The organism is Streptomyces sp. NRRL WC-3742 (genome assembly GCF_000720635.1).
Classification (GTDB): Bacteria; Actinomycetota; Actinomycetes; order Streptomycetales; family Streptomycetaceae; genus Kitasatospora.
On the sequence record NZ_JOCF01000007.1, the window covers coordinates 122981 to 142169 of the forward strand.

At 69.3% G+C, this 19189-nt stretch carries 20 protein-coding genes; 9 read left to right on the forward strand and 11 right to left on the reverse strand.

Going from position 1 to position 19189, the window contains the following annotated elements:
- Positions 1 to 19 precede the first annotated feature (19 nt).
- On the forward strand, positions 20 to 910 hold the full coding sequence (locus IH61_RS0106565; protein WP_031066328.1) for a hypothetical protein: 891 nt from the start codon (positions 20 to 22) through the stop codon (positions 908 to 910).
- On the opposite strand, the gene IH61_RS43890 is transcribed toward IH61_RS0106565, so the two are convergent.
- The 7 genes from IH61_RS43890 to IH61_RS0106605 form a co-directional block, all read right to left on the reverse strand.
- The gene (locus IH61_RS43890) at positions 800 to 1375 is read right to left on the reverse strand and encodes a DUF4913 domain-containing protein (RefSeq protein WP_037971783.1); all 576 of its coding nucleotides are present in this window, start codon (positions 1373 to 1375) and stop codon (positions 800 to 802) included. The genes IH61_RS0106565 and IH61_RS43890 overlap by 111 nt on opposite strands.
- Positions 1368 to 3104 carry a type IV secretory system conjugative DNA transfer family protein gene (locus IH61_RS0106575; protein WP_031066335.1) on the reverse strand — a complete coding sequence of 579 codons (1737 nt, stop codon included), beginning with the start codon at positions 3102 to 3104 and terminating at the stop codon, positions 1368 to 1370. Before IH61_RS0106575 ends, IH61_RS43890 begins: the two co-directional genes overlap by 8 nt.
- The gene (locus IH61_RS0106580) at positions 3101 to 4627 is read right to left on the reverse strand and encodes an ATP-binding protein (protein ID WP_234327056.1); all 1527 of its coding nucleotides are present in this window, start codon (positions 4625 to 4627) and stop codon (positions 3101 to 3103) included. The genes IH61_RS0106575 and IH61_RS0106580 overlap by 4 nt, the downstream gene beginning before the upstream one ends.
- Positions 4628 to 4641: 14 nt before the next feature.
- Positions 4642 to 6090 (reverse strand): SCO6880 family protein, encoded by a 1449-nt coding sequence (locus IH61_RS0106585; protein ID WP_234327057.1) that lies wholly within the window; start codon positions 6088 to 6090, stop codon positions 4642 to 4644.
- The gene (locus IH61_RS0106590) at positions 6087 to 7676 is read right to left on the reverse strand and encodes a hypothetical protein (RefSeq protein ID WP_158844712.1); all 1590 of its coding nucleotides are present in this window, start codon (positions 7674 to 7676) and stop codon (positions 6087 to 6089) included. Before IH61_RS0106590 ends, IH61_RS0106585 begins: the two co-directional genes overlap by 4 nt.
- A 670-nt stretch (positions 7677 to 8346) precedes the next feature.
- Entirely contained in the window at positions 8347 to 8643 is a 297-nt protein-coding gene (locus IH61_RS0106600; protein ID WP_051836399.1) for a hypothetical protein, read from the reverse strand.
- A gap of 3 nt (positions 8644 to 8646) precedes the next feature.
- Entirely contained in the window at positions 8647 to 9090 is a 444-nt protein-coding gene (locus IH61_RS0106605) for a hypothetical protein (protein ID WP_158844715.1), read from the reverse strand.
- Positions 9091 to 9288: 198 nt separating this feature from the next.
- Between IH61_RS0106605 and IH61_RS0106610 the strand changes: the two genes are divergently transcribed.
- Positions 9289 to 10314, forward strand: a complete 1026-nt coding sequence (locus tag IH61_RS0106610; RefSeq protein WP_107057062.1) for an NlpC/P60 family protein — start codon at positions 9289 to 9291, stop codon at positions 10312 to 10314.
- A 104-nt stretch (positions 10315 to 10418) separates the two neighbouring features.
- On the opposite strand, the gene IH61_RS44250 is transcribed toward IH61_RS0106610, so the two are convergent.
- Positions 10419 to 11639, reverse strand: a complete 1221-nt coding sequence (locus tag IH61_RS44250; protein WP_031066352.1) for a helix-turn-helix transcriptional regulator — start codon at positions 11637 to 11639, stop codon at positions 10419 to 10421.
- A 456-nt stretch (positions 11640 to 12095) separates the two neighbouring features.
- Here IH61_RS44250 and IH61_RS46780 point away from each other — a divergent pair, with 456 nt between their 5' ends.
- The 6 genes from IH61_RS46780 (at position 12096) to IH61_RS0106650 (ending at position 16086) form a co-directional block, all read left to right on the forward strand.
- The gene (locus tag IH61_RS46780) at positions 12096 to 12314 is read left to right on the forward strand and encodes a hypothetical protein (RefSeq protein ID WP_031066356.1); all 219 of its coding nucleotides are present in this window, start codon (positions 12096 to 12098) and stop codon (positions 12312 to 12314) included.
- A 227-nt stretch (positions 12315 to 12541) separates the two neighbouring features.
- Entirely contained in the window at positions 12542 to 12985 is a 444-nt protein-coding gene (locus IH61_RS46785) for an NUDIX domain-containing protein (protein ID WP_267883992.1), read from the forward strand.
- 469 nt (positions 12986 to 13454) lie between these two features.
- Positions 13455 to 13724 carry a putative ATP-grasp-modified RiPP gene (gene tgmA / locus IH61_RS0106635; protein WP_031066366.1) on the forward strand — a complete coding sequence of 90 codons (270 nt, stop codon included), beginning with the start codon at positions 13455 to 13457 and terminating at the stop codon, positions 13722 to 13724.
- A gap of 11 nt (positions 13725 to 13735) precedes the next feature.
- Positions 13736 to 14689 carry an ATP-grasp ribosomal peptide maturase gene (tgmB, locus tag IH61_RS0106640; protein WP_031066369.1) on the forward strand — a complete coding sequence of 318 codons (954 nt, stop codon included), beginning with the start codon at positions 13736 to 13738 and terminating at the stop codon, positions 14687 to 14689.
- Positions 14686 to 15801, forward strand: coding sequence for an ATP-grasp peptide maturase system methyltransferase (tgmC, locus tag IH61_RS0106645; protein WP_031066371.1), 1116 nt, complete (start codon positions 14686 to 14688; stop codon positions 15799 to 15801). Before tgmB ends, tgmC begins: the two co-directional genes overlap by 4 nt.
- Positions 15802 to 15897: 96 nt before the next feature.
- Positions 15898 to 16086 (forward strand): hypothetical protein, encoded by a 189-nt coding sequence (locus IH61_RS0106650; RefSeq protein ID WP_158844721.1) that lies wholly within the window; start codon positions 15898 to 15900, stop codon positions 16084 to 16086.
- A gap of 78 nt (positions 16087 to 16164) precedes the next feature.
- Here IH61_RS0106650 and IH61_RS0106655 read toward each other — a convergent pair whose 3' ends face one another.
- A complete protein-coding gene (locus IH61_RS0106655) occupies positions 16165 to 16491 on the reverse strand; it encodes a hypothetical protein (protein ID WP_031066376.1) in 327 nt (108 codons plus the stop codon).
- Between the two features lie 318 nt (positions 16492 to 16809).
- Between IH61_RS0106655 and IH61_RS44260 the strand changes: the two genes are divergently transcribed.
- Positions 16810 to 16917 carry a hypothetical protein gene (locus IH61_RS44260; RefSeq protein WP_234327061.1) on the forward strand — a complete coding sequence of 36 codons (108 nt, stop codon included), beginning with the start codon at positions 16810 to 16812 and terminating at the stop codon, positions 16915 to 16917.
- Positions 16918 to 16941: 24 nt separating this feature from the next.
- Here the strand turns inward: IH61_RS44260 and IH61_RS50190 are convergent, their stop codons facing one another.
- Together IH61_RS50190 and IH61_RS0106660 are read right to left on the reverse strand one after the other, a co-directional pair.
- Positions 16942 to 17457 (reverse strand): hypothetical protein, encoded by a 516-nt coding sequence (locus IH61_RS50190; protein WP_420713850.1) that lies wholly within the window; start codon positions 17455 to 17457, stop codon positions 16942 to 16944.
- Between the two features lie 22 nt (positions 17458 to 17479).
- Entirely contained in the window at positions 17480 to 18901 is a 1422-nt protein-coding gene (locus IH61_RS0106660; protein WP_031066379.1) for an alpha-L-fucosidase, read from the reverse strand.
- Positions 18902 to 19189 lie beyond the last annotated feature (288 nt).

Consider the following 19189-nt stretch of genomic DNA (forward strand, 5'->3'; position numbering starts at 1 on the left):
GACTGCTACCGTCACCGCCATGACGCTCTCCGCAGCAGACGGCCGCGTGGTCGACCTCCGCAAGGAGGCCGTCGACCAGGTCCTCGAACTCGTCGAGCAGCGCCTCGGCACAGCGCTCGGCCGGAGCGGCCTCGTGCGCAAGCGCCGCTCGGTCGGGGCGAGCACCGGCCGGGGCACGTGGGTCCGCATCGAGCGCCGCCCGTGGACGAGGGCCCGCGAGCAAGGCTGGACCGGCACCGAGACCGCCGCCGCGCTGACCGATGTCGCGATGCCCCGCTGGCTCGGTTCCGTGGCATGGCGCGACGCGGTCGACGGAGCGATCTGGCGAGCGGACGAGACGGAACTCCTCCCCGACAGCCCGGTCGGCACCGCCGTCCTGGCCGCCGACCCCCAGCTCCCGGACAGCTGGTGGCAGGCCCTGAACGCCTCGCTGGACGCGCTCGCAGCCCAACCCACGTCCACGGTCGCGACACCGGACACCGAACCGATCACCCAGCAACTGGTCGACCACACGGTCCGCACGGCCTTCCCCCTGGCCCAGAACACCCGGGTCATCTCGCGGCGAACCGCGCACGCCGACCTGAACTGGGCGAACCTCACCGGCCCCGCGTTCAGCGTGTTCGACTGGGAGGACTGGGGGACCACTCCACGCGGCCTGGACTCGGCCTCGCTGCTCGCCGCCTCCCTCGCCGCGAGGAGCCGCCGGTACTCGCGGAGGCGTCCGGTCCACCTCCAGCCCGATGGCGGCCGCCAGCTCCCGCAGGAACGTCAAGTCAAGGTGTGTTCGGGGGAGCGCAGTTCAGTTGTCCTCGGCTCTGTACCACGCGCTCGGCACGCGGCCGGGGAGGCGGTGCTCGATGCGGTGCTCGCTCTTGGTGCAGCCGGCGAAGGGGCCGTTGGGGCCGCGTAGGTCGGCCATGCAGGGGCGGTAGTGGTCGCGGTACCAGGTGCTGGGGCCGGTGTAGCCGCAGGTGGCGGGGTCGGTCAGTTGTTGCCAGGCGAGCCAGAGGGCGTGCAGTGCGCCGACGGCGTCCCAGTGTTCGGTCCAGAGGTGGCACCAGCGGGCGTCGGCGGAGGGCTCGCCGAGACAGCCGGGGACGAGGACGCCTTCCACCCACTCGGTGAGCAGCCGGAGCTCCGACTCCAGCGAGTCTCCCTCGAGGAGGAAGATGAACGGCGGGTACTTGTCCTTGTCCTCCGGGGGCTGCCCGGGCGGCGATACGGCGGTGAAGAGCGCGTCGGGTTCCGGCGTTCCGGAGGACAGTTTTCGTACGGTGGCGCGCAGCGCGGCCATCTCGGCCTTGAGGTCTTCGATGTCCTCCGCCATCGCCGTGTGGTCCGGTGCCTCCGCGCCGGGGCCGATGGCGTCAGCCACGTCGTCCTGCCTTGCGCTTTTCCCAGGCCATGTTGGCGCGTTCGGCGATGGCGGCTTCCTCTGCCCGCATGGCGGGAGCGAGGTGTCCCAGCGTGTCCTCCAGGTACCAGGGCCGCAGGGCGATCTGGGCGACGGGCATGCCGGTCGACAGGAGCAGGGCGGTGCCGCGCTTCAGGGCGCGGATCTGGGCCGGTTCGAGGATCTGTTCGCGGTGTTCGCTGACGGAGGTGGAGCCGCCGTCGCGGCTCTTGGAGTAGGACCCGCGGGTGATCTCGTGGTTGCCGACCAGGGTCGCGATGTCGTTGACGAACCGCGCGTCGTCCAGCCCGACACCGATGACCTTCTTGGTGGCGGCGCCCCAGAGGGAGCTCATGCCGGCCTCGCCCCAGGCGCGTACGCCCTGGGAGTAGCTCTGCAGGATCGTGTAGGGGGTGATGCCGCGCGAACCGAGGTGGCTGTAGAGGTCGGGGAGGTCGGCGATGTTGCAGATGTTGGCGGCTTCGTCGAGGACGGCGCGCATCGGTTCGGGCAGGCGTCCGCTGTGCCGTTCGCCGGCCTCGGAGGCCGCGGTGAAGACGGCGTCGGCGAGTGCGGCGACGACGGCGGAGGAGGCGCCGCCTTTCTTACTGAGGAGGTAGAGGGTGTCCCGGCCGAGTGCGAACTCCTCCGGTCGGAATCGGGGCCGGTACCGGTCGGGCATCATCCAGGCGAGGACGTTCTCGTCGCGCAGCGCCGAGATGGCGGTGCGGGCGTTCTGGTAGATGCCGGACTGGGTCTCTTCGGCGATGTTGACGGAGCTCTCGACCTGCTCGGCCAGGACCTCCTCGTGCTGGTAGAGAATTCGCAGTGGCGCCCGTTCCTTGGGGTCCGCGACCCAGGTGAGGACGTCCCGGACGGTGGCGCCGTCCCACCAGGCGGCGCGGAACATGCCGACGAGCAGGTCGCTGGCGCCCTGGGCCCAGAAGGGGTCGGCGGCGTCGCTCTTGACCTGGTTGACGAAGTGGGTGGCCAGGCGCTCCGCGCGGTCGAGGGTTTCGGCCTCGGCGATGATGTCCCACCAGCAGGAGCGCGAGATCTGCGCGACGCCCTGGGTGTCGAAGGCCCAGACGGTGCCGGCCTTCTGTCGGGAGGCGAGGGTGGCGGCGTAGACGTCCGGCTTGTTGCTGGTTACCAGGAGCGCGGCGGGCGCTTCGACGGCCACGGGGATGGCGATGGCGCTGGACTTGCCGGCGCGGGGGGCCATCAGGGCGAGGTAGGTGTCCTCGTCGGAGCCGCGCAGCTCGACGTCGGACGGGAGGTGGTCGCCGAGCAGCACGCCCCGGTCGCGTGGGGCGAGTTTGCGGGGTTTGACGTCGCGGAGGGAGGCGCGCAGCCGGGTCGCGGTGCGGGCCGCCCGCTGGGGTGTGAGGTCGCGGACTTGGTGGAGGGTGGCGAGGTGGGACGCGTTGTGGAATCGGCGCAGGCATGCCCACAGGCCCCAGGTGAGGGCAGCGACGACAACCAGGTCGAGGAGCACGGCGCCGACGGCGCTTGCGGTCGGTGATTGTGGCCAGACCGCCGTCCAGTCACGCGTCATCTCGAAGACGGTGTACGGGCTGAGCGGCGGGACGTCGGCTTCGGTGACGGCAGCGCCGAGGGCGGCCCCGGTCCAGGTGGAGGCGGACAGCGCCGCCGCACCGACGACGAGCACGCCGCCACCGAGCCACAGTCGGTCGTTCTCGGTCATCATCGGTCGGCGCCGTCCAGGGGCTCGGTGTTCTTGTCGGTGTGGTAGAGCCGTCGTTCGGTGACGGTGAGTTCCATCGCGGCGGCGATGCCGGGCCGGGTGCCGATCTTGATCAGGTACTTCCCGCGTCCGGGGTGGACCTGGTCGGCGGCGTCGAGGCCCGTGCTGGTGGCCGATGCCCAGGAGGTGATCATCATCCGCTCCTGCTCGGTCAGCGATCTCTTGCCGGACACGCGGCCCAGTTCCTCGTCCGTCGAGCCTCCGATCACCCACGTGTCGCAGCGGTCCATCAGTCCTCGCGCCTTCGCCCGGTCCTCCTCGGTCGGCAGAGCCTCGACGTCCTCGAGGGAGTGGGTCACGTAGACGGTGACGTCGTCGGTGGTCCTGTTGAGCCGGCTGATGGAGTCCATGGCGTCGACAAGGCCCGGTCCGGCGCGCAGGGCCCGCCACATCTCGTCCATGGGCAGCACCAGCCGGCGGCGCACCACGTCGAGGCTGCGCGCGCTGTCGATGGTGTTGTAGGTGTAGGCCCAGCTCGCGATCATCCCGGCCGAGACCACGTCGTTGCCGCGGGCGCGCAGGGCGCTGATGTCCACGGACACGGCCGGGGCGTGGAGGTCGAGAGGCGTGCTGGTCGGTCCGTCGAACATGCCCTTGAGCGGTCCGTCGACGAGGTTGTCAAGGCCCGCGACGACCGATCGGGTCAGGTCGAGGTAGGTGTAGCCGTCCGCCGCCAGCTTGAGCCTCAGCGCCTCGGGCGCCTGCCGGAGGACGGCGATCACGTCGGGTACGACCGGGTCGGTGTGCGGTGCGGCGTCGGCGGCGAGTTGTACGGCGGTGGTCAGCGCGCTGCGCTCGATTTCGTCGGGCTGGCGTCCGAGGCCGCAGCGGGTGGCGAGCAGGGCGCCCAGCGTCTCCAGGCGCCTTCCGGTGAGGACGTCGAGCAGGGCCTGGCGTTCGGTGACGGGCAGCCGGGCCAGGTGGTGCTTCAGGGGGCCGGAGTCGAGCGGGTTGATTCGGTCGACTCCGGTGCCGATGCGCAGCACGCTGCCGCCCAACTCGCGGATCAGTGTGGAGTATTCGCCCTTCACGTCGGCCGGCACGCACATCATGCAGCCGTACGCGACGTAGACGAGGCAGACCCGCTTTACCAGGGCGCTCTTGCCGACGCCGGGCTGGGCCATCACCCACATGCCGGGGTTGGTGGTGAGCCGACCGGTCCAGCCGGACGGGTCGACGCAGACCAGCTCGCCGGTGAGGACATCGCGGCCGACGGGCACCCCGCGCGGTGGCAGGCCCGAGCCGAGGAGGAAGGGGTAGATCGACGCGACCTGTGTGGAGGGGCCGGTGTAGACCGTCCCGGCGTCCTCCACCGCCACCCGGCCGCCGAACGGGCCGCCCCATCCCAGCCGAGGGGCGAAGACTCCACGGCCTCGCAAGGGGGACCGAAGGCTTCTGCGCGGAGCCGTCGGCACGGTGTCGACGGCCCAGCGGGGCGTCAGGAGCTCCGGCTTCTTCTCGGGCATCGTCAGCTCAGCTCCTACTGGACGAGGGGGTGGTAGCCGATGGGCAGACCGGCGGCGAAGACGGCCGCCTGCGCGCCGTAGGCCGGTCGCATCCGGATGCCCCGGGTCCCGGACACGGCGAGCTTCAACTCCTGGAGCGCGAGCGGGAGTTCCTCGGAGTTCCGGGCGGTGGTCGTGACCGTGAGCGTCCAGTCGACGACCTGCGCGCCTCCAGCTGCCTGGCGAGCGGCCTGCTCGGCCCTTTGGTAGTCGGCCTTCTGGCTCCACCGGGCACGGCCCTTGACCTCGGCGGTGGCCTGAGCGCGGTGCTCGGCGGCCGAGATCTCCCGCTCCAGGACCGCTTCGCCCTCCCGCGGGTCCAGGACCCGGTAGCTCAGCGTGATCCGCCGTTGGAAGCGGCCGGGGGCGAGCAGCGGGAGCAGCGCGCTGTAGGGGATCGGGCGGCGCGGCATCTCCTCCAGCACCCAACTCGCCGACACGGCGCCGTCGTGCGCGTAGGACTCCACCCGGTCGTCGGCGGCGACCGGCCCGCACTCGCCCCACTGCAGCTCCTCGAACTGTTCGTCGCGGGCGAGCGCGACCTCGGGGTCGTACGCCGAGCGGACGATGCGGCGCAGGTCCGTGGGGGTGACCCGGCGCACGATGTCGGTGCCGGTGCCGCTCATGTCGAGGGTGTCCACCACCCGGAGGGTCTCGCCGACCTGCTCGGCGAGGTCGGTCGGTGGGAGGGTGGTCGCGGACGGATCGACCACCACGCTCATCCACGAGGCCACCGAGGCGGTGGACCTCGGTGTCTTGCGCACCAGCTCGTCGATGGTGTCCAACGCCAGCGGGGGAGCGTCCGCCCGGCGGCGGGTCTTCACGTCGTCGGCCAGGGCTTCGCCCGCTCCGGGCGTGATCTGGATGGTGACCGAGGCCCCCTTGACCTGCTCGCTCGTCGACATGGCGTTGAGTACCTCGCCCCAGGTCCGGATCCCCGCTCGGACGGCGCCCGTGGGAGCCATGAGGCTCCCGCCGGGGGCGAGCAGGGTGGACACGGTCATCCGGCCGGTGGAGCGGTCGTGCACGACGCCGATCCTGCGCCCGCTGACGGGGTCGTGGGCCGAGATCAGGGCCGAGCTCGCACCGACACCGGGCAGGTCGAGGGCGTACGGCTGGGGCAGCAGGATCCGCCGGTAGGAGGTGTTTCCCGCGCGGGCCGCGCGACGCCACGCCAGCTGCGCCCAGTAGTAGGCGAGAGCCGACATGCCGTGCCGCCGTGCGGCCGCCAGACCCACGAACGCGCCGGTCAGCGGCAGGGTGACGAGCAGACTGGCCGGGTGGTGGGCCCCGACGAGACCATCGGCGACGAGGACCGTCGCGGCTGCGATCGTCGCCTGCTTGGACAGGGTCCCCATTCCGAAGCTGCGGCGGGTGCGGAAGCCGCTGACCATCAGCCCGTCCGGAACCTCGTGGGCGCTCACAACTCTCCTCCACCGTTTCCGATTTCACCCGCGCCGCGTTGGACGGCGCTGTTCAGGCCGTCGAGGACCTGGATGGCGATGCCCACCCCGCCGGCCGCTGCTCCAGCGGCGCCCGCTGCGCCCGCGGCGCCTGTCGCGCCGGCGGCCCCGCCTCCGCCGGCCGCCGCGGAGGCCCCGGCTTCGCCCGACAGCCCGTCAGGGGAGACGGTGGGGGAGGGGATCATCCCGGCCTGGGTCTGGTTGCGGGCCGCCTGAGCGAGCGCGTCCCCGCCCGATCCCGGCTGCCCGTCCCCGCCGGAACCGGCGGACATCGACTGCTCGACACGGCGTGCGTGCTCGACCGCGGTGGACGGCCCGGCGCCTTCCTCGTGGTCTTCGCCGCCCTTCGGGCGAGAGGCGTAGGACGCAGCGGCGGACATCGCGGCCGTCGCTCCGCCGCTGCTCATCGCGCTCCCGACCTCCTCGGCGATCGGCCCGAAGATGCGCATGAGCGCGGCCGGGGCGATCACGCCGAGCATCAGCGTGGTCAGCCCGCGCAGCCACTCGACGGTCGTGTCGGCGTGGCCGAACTCGGCGAACCCGGCGCAGACGATGACCGCGACCATCGGCTTGTAGGCGATGCCGAGGAGGATCGACTTGATCAGCAGCGGAGCCCACTTGCGACTGGCGTCGCCCCCGACCCGGCCTGCGCCGGCGATCGGGAGCAGTAGGCACTGGATCGGGATCGCTGAGTTCCGAAGGAAGATCAGCACGAGCTGGATGAATCCGATGGGCACGAGAACGAGCAGGCCGCAAAGGACGATGAACGGATTGACGACGTGGGGGACGAGGACGTCGGCGATGTGCCCGGATGCCGCCCCGAAGTCGCCGAACGCGAGCTTCACCAGTCCGTCCGTCAGCGCGTCGCCGGCCTCGAGGACTATGGCGACGGCGGAGACGCCCACCGCGCACAGGAGGCAGTTCTGGAACCAGCCACTGACGGCCTGGCCGAGATGTCGGACCTGGCCGGTGACGGCCATCCGTCCGACCTGCCACATCAGTCCGACGACGGAGATCACCAGACCGAGCCAGACCAGTATCCCGGCCAGGGTTGCCTTCTCGCCGAAGAGCCCGGTGTCCTCGAGGCGGAGAGACGGCCCCTTGAGGGCGACGGTCAGGGTGAACTTCACCAACCCTCTGGTGAACTCGGTTCCGGCTTTGAGTAGTTCCCCGAGGGCGGAGTCCCAGAGGTTGCTCCACTGCTCGGAGATGACGTGGTCGGCGGTCTCGCCGGCTTTCGCGCAGGTGTGACTGTCGGTGACGATGTCGTAGATGCCGACGAAGTTGTACCTGCAGCCCATCTCGACGATCGAGCCGACGACGCCCTTGTCGTCGGCCGCAGCTGGGTGAGCGACCGGAAGGCCAGCGAGCAGCATGGTGAGTGCCAGCACCAGGCTGGCGAGACGGCGCCTCACGATGCCTGCCTGATCGCGGTCCAGCCTTGCACGTTGAACGCCGCGTCGCCGGGCGCTGCGATCTCGGGCACCGGCCCCGGGGAGGCGGAAGCGCCCCCGGTGACGTCGAGCTTCCAGTCCTCGTCGAGCCATGCCACCGCGATCGTGCCCACGGTGTAGACCACGGACTCCGACTTGGTCTCGCCCGCCTTCTGACAGGTGCGGAGCAGCACATGGGCGGTGACCGAGTCGGGTCGTGCCTGGACGATCTTGAAGCCGACAAGATGAGTACGGACCCATGTGCCGGACGGAAGCGGTCCCGATTCCGGTGCACCCATGGACGCGCGCACCTGTGCATCCGCCTTCGCTGCGCCCTGACGGACCCTCTGCTCCCTGGTCGGCGTCCGGTCGGACTCCGCGGTATAGGTGAAGTAGGTCGTGAGCTGTTCGTCCACGGTTGTCGTGGCGCCTTCGACGTTGTACGTGGAGGAAGCCAGAAGCATCCCGATCGCGCCGTCCGTGGTGTGGGGAAACCCGACCTCGTGGCCGTGGACGGTGCGAGTTCCGCGAGGGGCAGCGAGCCATCGGGCGGGTTCGCTCCACGTGGCGGGAATGCTGTACGTGGACACCGGCACAGGGGTGGCAGTGGTTGTGGCGGAGGCCGGTGGTCCCGGAAGCGGCGTGCCGCTCGCCGGAAGGGACGCCGACTTGTCGCCTGAGCCGAGGAAGGCGGCGTAGCCGGTCAGTCCGATCACTGCCGCCACCATGGCTCCGGCTCCCCACAGCACAGCTCGGGACCGACGATGGCTCGTTCTGCGCACCGTCACCCCGCGATGCCGTTGAGGATGGAGATCAGAGAGCCCGCCAGCAGGATCGCCGCGATGCCCGACCCCATCCATTTGAACGGTTCCGACCCGCCGCCGTGGCGGTTCTTCTCCGACGTCGCCAACTTGACGACGCCCCAGCCCGTCGCGCAGACCCCGGCGAGGACCACGATCCACAGGCCGTAGCCGAACAGGGTCGAAACCATGCCGTCCATCCCCGGGATCTTCGTGGGCTTGGCGGCGGGGATCAGCCCCGAGCTGGGCTGAGGTCCCTCGGCGATGAATGCGATGAGCATGTGTCACTTCCCTTCGAGCTGGGCGCGTAGTCGGGCTGCCGCGCGGGCCACGGCCTCGTCGGCCAGGGCGTCCTCGACGCGCTCGACCGCTCGGAGCGCCGGCAGATACGGCAGGTACGCGATCCCGGCGAGCCGGCCAGCCAGGGCGCGCAGCCGGTAGCGGGCAGCCGGCGCCGGGCGGACCGGCGCGTCGGCCACCACGACGAGCCAGGGCGTCGGGACGAGGCCGGTCGGCCACCCTCGGAGCAGCCCCTCGAGCGCCACAGTGCCGTAGACGGTGCTCGGGGCGACGATCACCGGCTGGACACCGTAGGGCACGGACTCTCCCGGACCGAGCCCGCGCGCTCGAAGTCCCCGCCCGTCCTCGCCGTCGAGCATGTGGAGCACCGCGGCCGCGGCGATGTCGTAGCCGTGGATCGGCATCAGCCCGTACCGCGGTTCGGCCACGACCTGTTGACGGGGAACCACCGGATCGGGCGGCAGGTCGGAACCTTCGTACAAAACCTGCGTTGTCAAAATCGCCTCCCTTCGAGTGCAGAGGGTAACGTGATCGTTCGACCACGTGGCGTAACCGGGCTGGTGAGGTGAAGGGCACGCTGATCCGCCCATTCGGACGGATCTGATTCACGGGACGGAGAGGGATCGGTGACGAAGGTCCTCGTCGGATGCGGTGCGGTTCTGGTGCTGGTGCTCGCTGCGTTCGGCATCGCCGTCGTCCTCGTGGTGCCGACGGCGGCAGCCGGGCCGCGCGGTGCATCCGTGAGCGGGACGCCGGAGGAATACCGGGTTTGGACGCTCCGCGCCTCGGGGGAGTGCCGGAACCCGGGCCTGACCCCGGCGCTGCTCGCCGCTCAACTCTTCGAGGAGAGCGGGTTCCGTGCGGGCGCCGTCAGTCCGGCTGGCGCGCAGGGGCCCGCGCAGTTCATGCCGGGTACGTGGGCGACGTGGGGGCGCGACGACGACCACAACGGGTCAGCGTCGCCCTTCGATGTGGGCGACGCCGTGATGGCGCAGGGCCGGTACATGTGCAGCCTGCTCGGGCAGGCGGCGTCCTCCGGCTTCGCCGACGATCTGCGGCGCCTCGCGCTGGCTGGCTACAACGCCGGATGGGCTGCGGTCGAGGGCCACCACGGCGTTCCGCCGTACGCCGAGACGCAGCGCTATGTGGCTGACATTCTGGGGAATCTGAGCCGCTTTCAGGCCGGTGGCTCGCTGCCGCAGATCGCCGGTACAGGCGCCGGCCCGGAGGCCCTGCGTAGAGCCGCCACCCAGCTCGGAGTCCCGTACAGCTACGGCGGCGGGAGCCCCGCAGGCCCGAGCCGTGGCCATTGCGACGGGGACGGCGGATACCGGGACGGGCAGTGCTTGGCCGACTCCACCACCGGTTGGGACTGCTCGGCCCTCGTTCAGTACGCCTACTGGCCTTCGCGTCGGCTTCCGCGCACCGCGGCCGAGCAGTACTCCGCAACCGCGGACCACGCCGTCGCCCAAACAGCCCTTCGGGCCGGGGACTTGCTGTTCTGGCGCCACGACGACGGCCACATCTACCACGTGGCGCTCTACCTGGGCGACGGCCAGATGATCTCCGCGCCGAAGACCGGGGACGTCGTCAAGTCCGCGCCGGTCACCGACATGCCCGGCACCGACTACGTGGGCGCCACCAGACCCTAGACGGTCGCCATGTAGGTTCTCATGCCACTTTCGGGTTCTCGCACGAGGGCCCCGCCCTGCTCTCGCGAAATGGAGGCAGGGCGGGGCCTTTTGTGTTTGCCCCGTCAATCGCCCGATGACGATATCTGTAGGCGCATTCCTTCGTAGACCTCCCTGAGGTCCCGCGCATCGGAAATCTTTCGCACTTCTACTGCCTTTACGACTTCAAGGGCGCGCCAATGGTTAGATGGCGCCACCCGACCAGATAGCATGGCGCGCTGTGCCGAATCACATGCTTCATCCAATCGATTAGTAGCCACCAGAGAGAGCGCCAGGTCGATATTGGCAGATGCCACCCGGCGAGGCCATTTGCTAACGTCATCCGAGGGGGAGAGTCGCGAAATGACTTCTCGTGCATACGCTTCGGCTGCCGGGTCACCGAGCCATGCAAGCGTGGTAGCCGCATAGGCAAGTGATTTAGCTGGATCATATTGAAAATGATGTTCCGGCCGATTTGGAGTCCCCAAGGCAGCGGAAAGCGCTTGCACTCGATCTATTGCGGCATAAGTCTCGGCCGAATAGCCCAAGCGTGCAAATGCTCGCCCTTGCTGAGCAAGAGACTGGATTTCAACCGAGCTTCCGGTCGGCGCCAACTGCTGAGCAGTAGCGCTGAGTTCCACCGCCTTTGAGTAGTTGCCATCAGTGAGAACCCGCCAGGCATCAGTCTCAAAGCACCAAGCCTGGATTTCCGAATTCTCTGCATGTCGCGCTAGCGTCATCGCCGTTCGCAGTCTCGCCGTTGCCGCATCCTGTTGATCAAGGTCAATGTGCAGGGTTGCACCGAGAAGAGAAAACCAGCCACCTATTACGAGCAGCTGCCGATGTTCGGCGAGAGTCTTTTTTGAATCCATGAGACTTGCTACATAAAGTGCATACTTCCGCACCTGGCCCAAGAGTTCCTGTGGGGCTACGGTCGGATATTTGATTGCCAGGTCATGAAAAGTCAGCTCAAGACGTTCAAGCGTTTCCCTGCCTACGTCACTGGCGGAGACCCTGCGTGCAAGCTCCAATGCTTCAATTTCATCGTCATATTCCGCCGCATTGCTGGGGATCTCATCCCGTGCGGGTTTCGGAGTCGCTGCACCACGCAGGAGAGAGTCGAGCTCAACTAGCGTAACTCGCAATACCTTGGCCAGGGTCGGGCGCTGCCAATCCTGCGGATCTACATTTCCATTTTCCCATCTCGCAACAGTGGAGCGGTCCACAGCCAGATTCTGAGCCAAGGACTCCTGAGTGAATCCAAGGGCCTTTCGCCTTTCGACAAGGGCCCTGCGCCGCTCTGCCATGCCGCCTCCCGGTCTCTGACTACCCGTTCTAGCAGGTCAGGACCCTTGGTGCAGAGAGTCTGAGACATGGATGCCACACGGATGCGTCATCCCTGCTCTGTCCAAGTGCGAGCGGCAGCCCTGTACTGGTGAACCACACAGTCCGGCGCTGATCGGAGGAGCAACAGTGAAACGACCGAGCATCGTGACTGGCGCCCTGGCGGTCGTGGTCGCTCTCGGGCCCGCCGCTCTGGTGGTTGCCCTGGCCAAGCTCGACCCGTACGCCGCACGTCGGTGGGTCTGGTGGTTCTTCGCCCTGGCGGTGGCCATGCTCGGCATCGTCTACGGGGCGGACTGGGAACTCTGGTGGCGCCGAAGACGGGCCCGAGCCCGCGTGAGAGCCGCCCGTCGCCACGGCACGGCACTTTGCCGAGAGGCGAGGCGGGTGTCCTCGCGGCACGCAGAAGGGCGCGTAGGGTGACGGATCTCCCGAGTGCGGCGGAGCCGCTTAAGTGCCTGTGCAATACCGAGATTGAACCGGAGGAGCCGAACGCGGACGGGCTCGCCGGCTGGTGGTGCGGCAAGTGTCGAGAGTTCGGGTTCATCGTGTCGAACGCGGACGCGGACACGCTCAGCGTGCAGTACTGCGGGCGCTCGCCCTACGGCCGCCGGAAGGTCGACACCGCGCAGAAGTAGCCCCCAAGACTCCCGTCCCGGCCGGACGTCTCTCGGAACCAGACTCCGGCCGGGATGGGATCCAACTCCCGTACCGCCGCCGCTCAGTACGGGACAGGTCCCGTCCGTACGCGTATCCCCCGTCTCGGACGGGCGGGACCACCCTCAAATCCCCCCGTCCTCCGATCGGAGCCGTTTCCGTGATCCCCCTGAGCATCGAGCCGTTTGCCGTCCTCCGCCGTATCGACGTGTCCGTGTTGATCCGCGACCCGCAGCGCCGCGTGCTGCTGGTGCAGCCGGCGACCCGAGACGACTTCGTGGTTCCGGGTGGCAGCGTGCACCCGGACGAGTCGTTGGAACAGGCCGCCGCTCGGGTGCTCGCCTACGACTTGGGGATGCGCAGGTCCACCGAGGGTGTCTTGGTCCGCGATCGGGTCCCGGCCTGTTTCGACTCGGGTGCGGCCGAGCGGCTGCACGTCGTCCTCGACGGTGGAACGATGAGCGGTGCCCAGGCGGGCGCCCTGTCTGTCCCCGTGGGCGGACAGGCGGTCAACACCCTCGCATGGGTGTCCCTCGACGACCTGTCCAAGTACGTCCGGCCCCACGCCGAGGCCAGGGTGCGGGCCGCGTACGGCGCCGCTTGCAGCGGGCTCCGCCTCCGTGCGGGCGCCGGACGGTTCTGCGCCGCCTAGAGATGCTGCCTCGCAGGACGCCCGGTGCGAACCTGGCCGTGTTCGCCGACGGCATCAGCCCACGCGCTGGCGAGTCCACGGCCTGTCAGTGCCCGCAGCGCCCCGATGGATGTATCGAGCGGCTCGAACTCCCAGTGGCCCGAAGCACGTTCGCGGATGCTGAGGGTCGCCGATGGGTGGTGGAGCAGCGTACGAAGTTCGCGGACCCGCTGTCCGGCCAGATTCGGTACACGACCATCGTGATCAGCCGGACCGACGAGAACGGGCAGACGGTCCGCAGGAAGTACCGCTGTAAGGGCCCGATCCGGATCGAGAACCAGTACGAGCGGGCGCGCGCTGACAGGCCGCCCCGGACCCGATAGGACCCATCCCAACTCCACAGATTCCCGTCTCGGCTTCCAACTAGTGCGTCGTCACAGCACTGCCGAGGCGGGCTCGCAAGTCCGTGCAACAACGAGACACAGGAGGCATGTTGAGCACCACTACCGAACTCCACCCCGCTGCTCCGTGGGGCATGGGGCGCATGGCACCGCTGCGTAACGGCGGTGAACCGTCGCCCGTGCGGTTCGCCGGGCTCGACCCGGAGACGCAGACCGGCCTGTGGACCGGCGAGGACGGCACCCTGACCGTGGCCGAGATGGGCAAGCACGGCACCAGCGTCAACACCTACCCGCCCACCGCCATCGGTAAGGACGGGAAGAACGACCCCGACACCGGCCACGACGCGACGCAGGACTAGGAGGTAGGACCATGGACGGACGCCCGGTGCTGGTCTCGACGGAAGCCGAGGACCCGACCGCCGATCTGGTCATAGCGGAGTTGAACCGGCGCCGGGTTCCCGTCCTCCGGTTCGACCCCGGACGCGACTTCCCGACCCGCGCCACTCTGGCCGCTTCGATCACGGCCGGTGGCTGGTCCGGAAGCCTCACGGTGGACGGACGCGCTGCCGATCTCTCCCGCGTTCGCGCGCTGTACCACCGGCGGCCGAACCCGTACGCGCCGGAGGGCGACCACCGGGCCGACCGGTTCGCCGCGCAGGAGAACCGGCGGGGGCTCGGCGGTGTGCTGGGCGCGCTTCCGGGCTGTCTCTACCTGAGCCACCCGCAGGTCATCGCCCGCGCGGAGTACAAGCCCGCGCAACTGGCCGTCGCCGCCCGACTCGGGCTGCCTGTCCCGGCGACTCTGATCACCAACAACCCGACCGAAGCGAAGCTGTTCGCCGCTGCGCAACCCACGATCTACAAGCCCTTGCATGCCGGGGCCTACCACGTGGACGGCGAACCCGCCGGTATCTGGGCGGCACCGGTCGAGCCCGGGGAGCTCACCGACGCCGTGAGCAACTGCGCCCACCTATTGCAGGCACAGGTACCGAAGTCCGGCGACGTGCGCGCCGTGGTGGTCGGGGACCAAGTGTTCTGCGCGCTGATCACCGGCCCTTCCGGGGTGCTCGACTGGCGCAGCGAGTACGGCAACCTGACGTACGAACCCGTGGACTGCCCCGCGCCAGTCCGGGCCGCCCTGCTGCGGTTCCTCGGTGAGTTCGGTCTGAGTTTCGGGGCGTTCGACTTCGCCGTGACCGCCGAGGGTGAATGGTGGTTCCTGGAGTGCAACCCGAACGGTCAATGGGCGTGGCTGGAACACTTGGCGGGACTGCCGATCGCGTCCGCCATTGCCGATCTTCTGGAGAACGGAGTATCCGAGTGAGCGGGTCCGAGGGGCTGCGGGCGGTGCTGGCCGCACAGCTCAAGGAAGCGGGGGTGATCCAGACCCCCGAGTGGGAAGCCGCCGTGCTGGCCGTCCCGCGCGAGGCGTTCCTGTCCGGCGGCTGGTTCGAGCACGACGGCGGCGGGTGGTACCGACCCGTGTCGCTGGAGACGTCGCCCGAGCTGATCGACCGCGTGTACGAGGACGACACGTTGGTGACGCAACTCGCCGGCTGTGTGGTGCCCCGACAGGTCGAGGGCCGGTTGGCACAGGCACCCACGTCGTCCTCGACGCTGCCGGGCCTGGTCGTCCGGATGCTCGAAGACCTGCGGGTGAAGCCCGGCATGTCCGTGTTGGAGATCGGGACCGGCACCGGCTACTCAACTGCGCTGCTGACACACGTCCTTGGCGACGACCTGGTGACGTCGATCGAGGTGGACGGGGACGTGTCGGCTCGGGCGTCCGTGGCGCTCGGTGGGCTCGGCTACTGGCCCGATCTGGTGACCGGTGACGGGCTCGCCGGGTACGCCAAGGAGGCGCCGTACGACCGGATCATCGCCACGTGCGGGGTCCGGACCGTTCCGGCCGAGTGGATCGCCCAGACCCGTCCGGGCGGCGAAATCCTGTTGACTGTGTGCGGCTGGATGAACGCTTCCGAGCTGGTACGGCTCACAGTGGCCGAGGACGGCACGGCAACCGGCCCGGTACTCGGCGGCGGAGTGTCGTTCATGCTCGCCCGTCCGCACACGCCCCCGCCACTCGGCATGCTGCCCAATCTCGACCAGGGCGACGCCCGTCCGGCGGGCATCAGCGCTGACGTGCTCGACCAGTGGGCGGCCCGGTTCGTGGCGCAGTTCGCGGCGCCCACGGCGCAGTACTTCGCCATGCCCCGCAACGAACGCACCGAGCACGTGTTGGTGGACGTGCACAGAGGATCATGGGCCGTGGTGTTCGAGGACGACGGCCGCTGGCTGGTCCGGCAGGGCGGGCCGGTCCGCCTCTGGGACGCGGTGGCCGAGCTGCTCACCCGGTGGCGCGCCGCAGGTGAACCCACGGGCGAACGGCTGCGGATGGTCGTCAGCGCCGAGGGCCAGCAGCTCGACTGGGACTGAGCCAGTCGCAGGCGCAGTTGGGGTCACATGCGCTGTTCCGCGTCCCCTACGAATTGGCTGTCGATGAACGCCATGGGCAGCAGTACCCTCGCAGCCATGGCGAACCCCCTGCGAATCGAACTGACCAATGGCCTCGAAGAGTCGGCGAACCTTGTGATCACGATACCGGCCGCCGTGTGGGCCGAGCTGCAAGAGACGAACCGGTGGACAGGCCAGGCGGCAAACGGAGAGGTTGAGGGCGACCGGATCGAACTCGGCAAGGTCACCATCAAGCTCGAAGGCTGATCCCGACCTAGCCGGACAGTCAAGCGCCCCGTTCGGCCAAGCGCCGGGCGGGGCTCTGTCGTTGGTGCTGACCTGCGACTAAGCTGCACAGAACTGGTAGTCACGTGTGTTGGGGTCGACGAGCAGGTGCCAGCCGGGGTCGGCCTGCTCCCGCAGCGCGTCGCGCAGTTCGGTGTTGGTGTGCTCGTGCCACGCTCCGGTGCTGACCTGGCCTGTGGGGAGGCCGAGGCTCTGTACGGTGTCCAGTAGCTGGCGGCGCCAGGCGTCGGGGACGTGCTCGGCGAAGTGGAAGGCGAGGCGGAAGCGCTCGACGCCGAGCACGCGGTAGTGGGCGGTCCACGCGGCCAGCAGGGCCGGTTCGACCGGGCCGATCACGGCGACCAGGGTGGGGGAGGCGGGCGTCATCGGTACTCCTTGACCAGGTCGGTGTACGTCTCGGTGAGGTAGGCGGCCTACTCGGAGGCGGAGAGCATGTCCAGCACCGCAGGGGCCCGCGTCCCCGGCCGGGCGGGCGGCCCGTCCGCCAGCTGGTCCAGGGTCTTGGCGAGGGCGCCCGGGTCGCCGGCTGGGAAGAGCTGGGCCCAGGGCTGTTCGGCCAGCCGCTCGGTCAGGTCCGGGTCGTGGTCGGAGACGACCAGGGGAAGTCGAGCCGGGCGGCGTCCATGACCAGCCCGGACTCCTTGCTGGTCCCGGGACGCCGTCGCCCGCCTGATCCACCACGAGATCGACCACCTCGATGGCTTGCTCTACACCGCTCGGATGCGATCCGGCGTCGACCCCATCCCCGTCGAGCAATACCGACAGACAGGACGAGCGTGGGCCTACGAGTAGCCGAGCGAGGGGTATCTCTGTGAATCACGAGGAGCTCGGGGGTTGCCTGCGGGCACGAACCCAGACGCAACCGCTAAAGCGATGACAAGTAGGCGGTGGCGAATCGGTCGCATGCCCCAGACCGCAGAAGAGTGGATGACCGAGTTCGAGCATCTCGACGGACTCTTCACTGCGCTGGTTGCTAGGCGTGCGACGTCGGAGGAACGAGCGGCCCAGTTCCTGCTCGGCCGAATCCCGGAGACACCAGAGGAGGCAGCCGCTGAGGTCCAACTCCGCGAGACCGCGGTCACTCCGGGCGCGGTGCGCGACGGTCAGGTCCCCGGACGTGAACTCGGAATCCGAGGCCGTGGCCCAGAGGTTGCTCAGCCGCAGGCCCCAGGGGCTGTCGGTCCGGTTGTACAGCCACACCTGCCCGATGTCGGTCGACGTACCGAGGTCGACCTGCCACCATGCCTGGTTGGCGTCATCCGCGGTGTGCGTGCAGGTGCCCGCCGACCAGGTGCCGTTGGGTGTTGCCGTCGGCGGCGCGCTCGGGCACACCGCCGTAGGCGGTCGAGTGCTGCTACGCCGGCCCGCCCCTGGCGAGGTTCGGGCCTGTCGGCCGCAGGGTGTCCCACGAGATCGCCCTGCGGGTCACATACTCGACGGTCATCGGGCGGTCGACGGTGAGCCTGAGGATGAAGTCCGGCGCGGTGTAGGCGATCGAGCTGAGGTCGACCAGCAGGTCGCCCCCTCCGTCCTCGGTGAACGGCACGGCACGGCCGTCGAAGGTCGCGACCGCTGTCACCCTGGCGTTGAGGCAGGGCAGCCGAAGTCTGCCCGGCGGCGGGTTCCTGGTGAGGTGCAGGTAGATCGTGCTGCCGCGGTAGGTTGCCCCGCCGAGGTCGGCGGCCGGCCGGTAGGGCCCGCCGTGGGTGCCGACGATCGCCTCCCCGTAGGTGGCCATCCAGTCGCCGACCTGGCGCAGGGTCGCGCTGACGTCGTCCGCGAGGTAGCCGGTCTTCATCGGCGGCACGTTGAGCAGCAGGTTGCCGTCTCCGGTGGCGGTCGCGACGAGGGTCCTGACGACGGTCGCGAAGTCGGACGCGGGATGGTTCGGCTGCCAGGACCAGTCGGGCGGGGTGATCGTGATGCAGGACTCCCACGGCCGGATCGGGTCGAACGCTCCGACCTGCTGCTCGGGCGTGTCGTAGTCCCCGGACAGGGTCGCCGGCAGGTCCTCGAAGCCCATGGTCGCGTAGCCGCGGTTGTTGACCAGGATGCCTGGCTGCAGGTCTCGCGGGACGGTGTTGAGCAGCGGCGGGCGGAACGGCGACATGCTTGCGTAGGGGATGTGGTCGTACCAGAGGAAGTCGATCCTTCCGTAGTCCGTGAGTAACTGTCGGACGTGCTCCACCATGTAGCCGTAGTAGGTGTCGTAGTCGCCCTTGCGGTAGTCGGGCTGGGTCCAGTCGCGGGCCGAGTAGTAGAAGCCGACCTTGAGACCTGCGGCCCTGGTGGCCTCGGCTACCTCCCGGGCGAGGTCCCGGCCGGACCGTCCCATCGGTGTCTGCGCGTAGTCCGAGTAGAACGAGCGGGTGACGCTGTCCGTCCGGAAGTTCGGATACCCGTCGTGATGCTTGGTGGTGAAGACCAGGTAGGTCATCCCAGCCGCCTTGGCCGTGGCGGCGAGCTTGGGGGCCCAGTCCGTCTCGGGCAGGAAGTCGCGGTAGGCGACGTCGTAGACCGGGTCGGACTGCACCGACGGGTCCCGATACTGGTTGTCCGGGGACTCGCCCGGCCGGTAGGCGTTGCGGCCCCAGCCGATCTCCCGCCCGACCACGGACGACGGGTTGAAGTGCACGAACATGCCGAACCTGAGGGAGGCGAGGAGGTCGCCGGCGGCGCGCGGGTCCAGGGTGCTCGCGGCGGCGGGCACGGGATCGGCCGACGGCCGCGATGGGGGGACGGCCGCGTCGGCGGGGGAGCCGGCGGCGATGACCACGGGCACTCCGAGAATGGCGGAAAGTACGCCGCGGCGCGCGAACCCCTGGCGACCGGACGGGTCGGGTGGGGTGCCGAGAGGCTGGGCGTCGGACATGCGATTCTTCCGTCGACGGACTGTGGGGGTGGGGGGAACGCTCCGCGTGGGCCGGAGCGCGTAGCGCGCAAGGTGGCCGCCGATTCGTCCGATCATTTTGGCGCAATACTTGCGGAAGTTGCCGATCGACGGAAAGCTATGGGTCGATTCATCGGATGTCAAGGCTCTCTGTAGCACTTGTGGCAACGGAGA